This window comes from Marinobacter sp. (assembly GCF_041595835.1).
GTDB lineage: Bacteria > Pseudomonadota > Gammaproteobacteria > Pseudomonadales > Oleiphilaceae > Marinobacter.
The window spans coordinates 22,701-28,877 of record NZ_JBFHJO010000037.1 but is presented as its reverse complement, the minus strand read 5'-3'; the positions used below and the strand labels follow the sequence as shown (position 1 = coordinate 28,877).

The window sequence follows — 6,177 nt, the reverse complement described above, 5'->3', positions numbered from 1 at the left end:
CACCGAGGATTAAGCGGGCCCGCTATGCTGCAAATTTCCAGTTACTGGCAGCCCGGTGATGACATACACATCAACCTGCTACCTGCGCAGAAAATTCAGGATGACCTGTTCAGATTAAGGAATGATAAGCCCCAATCCACCGTGGCTCAGTATCTGAGCCAACACCTACCCAAGCGTTTTGCCCAAGCCTTTAATGAACTTCAGGGCTGGAACCGTCCACTGCAGGAATACCGGAGTCAGGAGCTGGAAAAGATTGCAGCCACACTTGGGAACTGGACAATCAAGCCCGCGGGCACAGAAGGTTACCGAACTGCCGAAGTCACTTTAGGCGGCGTAGATACGACACAGCTATCATCCAAGACAATGGCCGTTCTGGAGAAGCCAGATTTATACTTTATCGGAGAGGTGGTGGACGTAACAGGCCACCTGGGTGGGCACAACTTTCAGTGGGCCTGGGCTTCTGGCGTGGCCGCAGGGAATGCGGCCTGAATTCAACTACAGATACTTTTCCAACGGTAACCAGGACAAAATCCTGGAGGTTGCCCGTCGCCAAAAGCCAACATTCGGCTCATGGTCCACTTGCTGGTCTGACGATGTCCACACCAGATCGCCACTGTCGTCCATCTGCACTTGCCAGCTGTTTTCAGGCTTCATAGCATTGCGAATATCTTTAGCCACGGTTTCAGCCAGTTCAGGACTTCGGATAACAAGTACTGTCTCACCATTCAGGTAGATAGACCGGAGGTTCACGTTAAAGGAACCAATGAACAAGGTTTCGCGATCAAACACTACAGCTTTCGAGTGAAGGCTGACGTCGCCTTTCTCACAGGCACCGTCTCTGACAACCCAGTCATGACAGGCCTGCGCATCGGGCCGCAATTCGTGCAGAATGAGACCACGATCCAGCATTTCCTTCCGCCAGCGGGCGTAGCCTGAATGATTGGTGACCAGATCATTGGATGCCAATGAGTTGGTAAACGCAGAAACAGAAAGCTCAGGCCCCACTAAAAGACTCAGGCTATCTAACTGGTCATCAGCGAGAACCAGATAAGCCGATTCAACCAGAATTTCCGACTGAGCCTCCTTTACTAACTGGTATAGAGCTTGCGCAGTTTTCTGAGGCACCTCGGCCGGAGCCTCAGGGTCTTCTGGGGGTACGTCGTACACCAGTTCAGCCGGAGCCTGAACCAGTCCTTTAAACCAGGTTTGCAATACTGCCTCTGCGGCATCCCTCCCCTGAACCGGAGACGCCATAAAAGCTTGTGCTGAAGTGGTTCCCTGAACAAGGCGTGACCTGGCCGTTTCCGACCACTCAGCCGTTCCATTCTGATATATCTGCTCCAATGGATAAGACCACCGGCTATCCCAATAGGCTTCGAAGTTGCCTGTCATTTCCCCTGCCAATGCACCTAAGGCCATCACGTCCCGGTCACGAAAGTTCAGAGTCTGGTGTTCATCGAAATACTCATCGCCGATATTCCGGCCACCCGCAATACCCACATAACCATCTACGACAAAGGTTTTGTTGTGCATACGGCGATTGATGCGGTCAAAGTCAATGATCAGAGACAGGAAGCGCGCGGCACCACTGCGAGATCTTGCAGGATTATAGATACGAACCCGAATATTCGGATGACTGTCAAGAGTGGCAAACAAGGACTCCTTCCCTGCTACATTGATATCATCCAGCAATAAACGAACTTTTACACCTCTGTCTGCAGCTGCAACCAGACGCCCTGCCAGATACCGGCCGGTAGCGTCGTTATTCCAGATGTAATATTGAGCATCGATTTGATGAATAGCAGATTCAATCAGAGCCGCACGCACCAGAAAAGCATCACGACCCGTATCAAGTAACTGAAACCCCGAGTCCGGGGAACTGGTATCAAGATACTTCTGAATCTGAGCACTAACGAAGGAGTCAGGCATAGAGGCCTCCTTCAGTTCCGGATCATGGTCAACCGGCTGTAAGGCCGCAGCACACCCCGCCAGCAAACCCAGAATCAACCACAGGCTCAGTATTGTAAGAATTGAGATCTTGGGTTGTCTGGGCATGACATCGTTTCCTGACTAGCGAAGTATAACTAGCGGCTTTTTCGCGGTTTTCAACATCGTTGTTGTTGTACTACCGACAAGGAACTGCCGAATCCTGGAGTGGCCATATGCGCCCATCACCAGAATGTCGATATCATTTTCTTCCTGATACTCATGCAACGCCGGCTCTACCTCACCTGCACGAATCGCCAGGGTTATCTCCACGCCAAGAGGCGCCAACATTTTTTCTGCTTTCTTCAACTGCTCCCAACGATCCGCTGTATCAGCGCCAACCATCACGAGATGCAAAGGCATGCCTTGCAGCACAGGGCTCGCCGACAACAGCTCCACACCTTTGAACGCCGTCGCACTACCATCAAACGCCAACATGGCACTTTCCGGTTGGGTGAACTCATCCGGCACCAACAGAATCGGCCGCTGTACACTGCGGAGCACCGTTTCTAACTGGCTACCAACCTGAAGGCTCCGGTCTGAACTGCTTTCACCGTGAAGCCCCATCACAAATAACCGAGTGTCTTTTTCAAGCGCAACTATAGATTCCGTCAAGTTTCCATGACGCTGACGCTTGATGACTTCATTGATTCCCGATGTTTTTACCCGGGCTTCGGCTTCGTCCAGCATATGGTGGCCATGTTCAAGAGCCAGCTTGGAACGCTTACGGTCTAACTCTGCCAATTCTGCCAGCAACTGTTCACGACTACCCAGCCCGATGTTGCCAGCTAAATCCGGCTCTGCCGGATAACGCTCTTCATCCAGAACGTGCAACAACATCAGGGGTGTTTCCATGTGCCGGCTGGCCCAAGCTGCGTAATCACACACTGCAGGTACTGCCCGGGAACCGTCGATACAGGCCACTACTCTTAACATGTCTGCCTCGCCTCGGTGATGGTTTTGATTATTATGGCACTGCCTATCCGCATTTACGTTGGCCTCTGTCATGTTCAGTGCCCCATCAACTGGTCAACCGCATCGGGCTTATCATGCACTCCGAAACGATCTACGATGGTGGCACTGGCCTCATTCAGACCAATCACCTCAACGTCTGCCCCCTCACGGCGGAACTTGATAACCGCTTTATCCAGAGCGCCAACCGCAGTGATATCCCAGAAATGTGCGCGACTGAGATCAATCACTACATTATCGACCGCTTCTTTGAAGTCAAAAGATTCGGTGAACTTTTCAGAAGAGCTGAAGAACACCTGCCCGGTTACCATGTATCGGCGAGTACTGGTTTTTTCATCCAGTTCAGACGTCACCACCATGTAATGCCCCACCTTGTTGGCGAAGAACAGGGAAGCCAACAAGACGCCCGCCAAAACACCAAAGGCCAGGTTGTGAGTGGCCACAACGACAATCACTGTCACTACCATCACAATGTTAGTAGAGAGCGGGTGCTCGCGCAGATTTTTGATGGACGTCCAGCTGAAGGTACCAATGGACACCATGATCATCACAGCCACCAGAGCCGCCATAGGAATTTGCACTAACCATTCATCCAATACCAGCACCATCACCAGCAAAAAGACACCCGCGGTGAGTGTAGAAAGCCGGGTACGACCACCAGATTTAATGTTGATGATGGACTGGCCGATCATGGCACACCCAGCCATGCCACCGAGTAAGCCGGAACCGATGTTGGCAATTCCCTGCCCCTTACATTCGCGGTTGCGGTCACTGGTGGTGTCAGTCAGGTCATCGACAATGGTTGCGGTCATCATGGACTCAAGCAAACCCACCACGGCCAGAGCCGCCGAATATGGCAGAATAATTATCAGGGTTTCGAGGGTAAACGGCACATCAGGCCATAGGAAAATTGGCAGGGTATCCGGCAGTTCACCCATATCTCCGACGGTGCGGATGTCCAGATTCAGCAGCATCGCCACGGCAGTCATGGACACAATACATACCAAAGGTGACGGAATCAGTTTGCCAATTGTTGGCACATAGGGGAACAGATAGATAACGCCCAGGCCAGCAGCGGTCATTGCGTATACGTGCCAGGTTACGTTGGTCAGTTCCGGCAACTGCGCCATAAAAATCAGAATTGCCAATGCGTTTACAAAGCCGGTTACCACAGAGCGGGACACAAATCGCATCAGCCCACCCAGCTTCAGGTAACCCGCTGCAATCTGAAACACGCCGGTCAGTAACGTAGCAGCCAGCAGGTATTGCAAGCCATGATCTTTCACCAGAGTCACCATAAGCAAAGCCATGGCTCCAGTCGCCGCGGAAATCATGCCGGGGCGCCCCCCCACGAAGGCGATGATCACAGCGATACAGAAGGAAGCATAGAGCCCGATTTTCGGATCAACGCCCGCAATGATTGAAAAGGCGATTGCCTCGGGAATCAGGGCCAGAGCCACAACAATACCTGAGAGCAAGTCACCTCGAATATTCGAGAACCAATTTTGCTTAAGTGCATTCACCATGATGGGGGTATCCAGTTACACAGAGAAAAAGAAACAGTTACCTTGCGCCGTAGGAACGGGCATGGAGAAACCTCAGGAAGCCTGCGGAAAACCGGGTTAGGGTCAATGAAAAAAACGAAACACTAAGGTGGAAGGATCGTCACAGTTTGGCCAGCTTCGCTTTGATTTAAGTCGGTTTACGGTCAAATCCGGGCCGCGAAGCTTACCAGAAACACTCCCCAAAAGTAAGGCAACCCACAAAGCACAATAGTTAAGGGTGACCCGACTGCATGCAATTGCCTAGAATACCAGGCAAAATCGGTTATCGACGGAAATCCTACATGGATGATTTAGCAAGCCAGTTTATTATTTCAAACCAAACCGCCATTCACCTCGCCTTAGCCTTATTGCTCGGAGCCATCATCGGCCTTGAACGCGGCTGGGATGCCAGGGAACAGCGGGCTGGAGAGCGGATTGCAGGTATCCGCACGTTTTCACTGGTGGGTTTTCTTGGCGGTATATCTGCCGTGCTCGCTTCCGAAATTACCGTTTGGGCTTTCCCGGCAATGCTGCTGTGTGTTGCAGCTATAGGATTAGTCGCCTATCACGAACGGCTGGAACACATTCGTAACTTCAGCATTACCACTCTAATCGGCATGTTACTGACCTTCTGCTTTGGCGCAGTAGCCGTTGCCATCGATCCGGTTCTTGCAACAGCTGCTGCGGTAGTCACTGCACTGATTCTGGATAACAAAAAAGAAATTCATGGCTGGGTAAAAAAACTACAGGCTCATGAGCTGGATGCAGCGCTAAAGTTGCTGCTTATTTCTGTCGTTATGCTCCCCCTGCTACCCAATGAACAAATGGGCCCTGGCGGCGTACTGAATCCACGGGAAATCTGGTGGATGGTGGTGATGATTGCCTCCATATCCTTTGTTGGTTATTTCGCCATTCGCGTTGCTGGCACTCATAAAGGCATCTTGTTCACCAGTTTGTTTGCAGGGCTCAGCTCATCCACAGCCCTGACCCTGCACTTTGCTCGCCAATCCAGCAAAAACCCTGATCTCAACCCACAGTTTGCCGCAGGCATTCTGATTGCGTGCGGCACTATGTTTCCACGTATTCTCGTTTATTGCCTGGTCATCAATTCCGAATTACTGCCGAAGTTGTTCTGGCCGGTGCTGGTGATGACCGTTTTGCTATACGTACCGGCTCTATTCATCTGGCAGAAAAATTCAAGCCAACAACAGGTCAGTCAGCCCAGGCTTTCACAGAACCCTCTGGACTTGGCTTCGGCACTGATTTTCGGATTCCTCCTTACCTCCATTCTTCTGTTGGGTGAATTTCTGAAAGACGCCTTCGGCGATGCCGGTGTCTATGCCCTGGCAGCCACATCCGGCATTGCCGACGTGGATGCCATCACTCTATCCCTGACCCGTATGTCAAACGATGGCCTCAGCATGGATGCTGCCGTCCTGGGCATTGTCATTGCAGCATCCGTCAACAACATGGTGAAGTCCGGCATTGTCTGGACAATGGGCAACCGCAAAGCCGGTGCATTGGTAGCAGGACCTATGGCGCTTTCACTGGCTGCAGGAATCCTGACCGCATGGCTCGGCTGATGTTGCGAAGAATGATGCCAGGAAGCTGGACCGGTTGATCCGTGGATGAAAGCCTGTTCATGAAGCCGTGACAAAAAACCCGTATATTTATG

General features: G+C 51.7%; 5 protein-coding genes. 2 read left to right on the top strand and 3 right to left on the bottom strand.

The genetic code is table 11. The features are described from left to right. The coding region (locus tag ABYA77_RS11585; RefSeq protein ID WP_372966134.1) for an NAD(P)/FAD-dependent oxidoreductase at nucleotides 1-489 on the top strand (489 nt) is incomplete at its 5' end. A gap of 6 nt (nucleotides 490-495) precedes the next feature. Here the strand turns inward: ABYA77_RS11585 and ABYA77_RS11580 are convergent. The 3 genes from ABYA77_RS11580 to ABYA77_RS11570 form a co-directional block, all read right to left on the bottom strand. Then, nucleotides 496-2,055 carry a phospholipase D family protein gene (locus ABYA77_RS11580; protein WP_372966133.1) on the bottom strand — a complete coding sequence of 520 codons (1,560 nt, stop codon included), beginning with the start codon at nucleotides 2,053-2,055 and terminating at the stop codon, nucleotides 496-498. 15 nt (nucleotides 2,056-2,070) lie between these two features. After that, nucleotides 2,071-2,922, bottom strand: coding sequence for a universal stress protein (locus tag ABYA77_RS11575; RefSeq protein WP_372966132.1), 852 nt, complete (start codon nucleotides 2,920-2,922; stop codon nucleotides 2,071-2,073). 74 nt (nucleotides 2,923-2,996) lie between these two features. Next, the gene (locus ABYA77_RS11570; protein ID WP_372966131.1) at nucleotides 2,997-4,484 is read right to left on the bottom strand and encodes a SulP family inorganic anion transporter; all 1,488 of its coding nucleotides are present in this window, start codon (nucleotides 4,482-4,484) and stop codon (nucleotides 2,997-2,999) included. A gap of 320 nt (nucleotides 4,485-4,804) precedes the next feature. On the opposite strand from ABYA77_RS11570, the gene ABYA77_RS11565 reads away from it, so the two are divergent. Continuing rightward, on the top strand, nucleotides 4,805-6,085 hold the full coding sequence (locus ABYA77_RS11565; RefSeq protein WP_372966130.1) for an MgtC/SapB family protein: 1,281 nt from the start codon (nucleotides 4,805-4,807) through the stop codon (nucleotides 6,083-6,085). The last annotated feature ends 92 nt before the right edge of the window (nucleotides 6,086-6,177 follow it).

Excerpts from the sequence above, each read along its gene's own strand:
- ABYA77_RS11565 (WP_372966130.1), top strand. The coding sequence starts at position 4,805 with ATGGATGATTTAGCAAGCCAGTTTATTATTTCAAACCAAACCGCCATT.
- ABYA77_RS11575 (WP_372966132.1), bottom strand. The coding sequence starts at position 2,922 with ATGTTAAGAGTAGTGGCCTGTATCGACGGTTCCCGGGCAGTACCTGCA.
- ABYA77_RS11580 (WP_372966133.1), bottom strand. The coding sequence starts at position 2,055 with ATGCCCAGACAACCCAAGATCTCAATTCTTACAATACTGAGCCTGTGG.
- ABYA77_RS11570 (WP_372966131.1), bottom strand. The coding sequence starts at position 4,484 with ATGGTGAATGCACTTAAGCAAAATTGGTTCTCGAATATTCGAGGTGAC.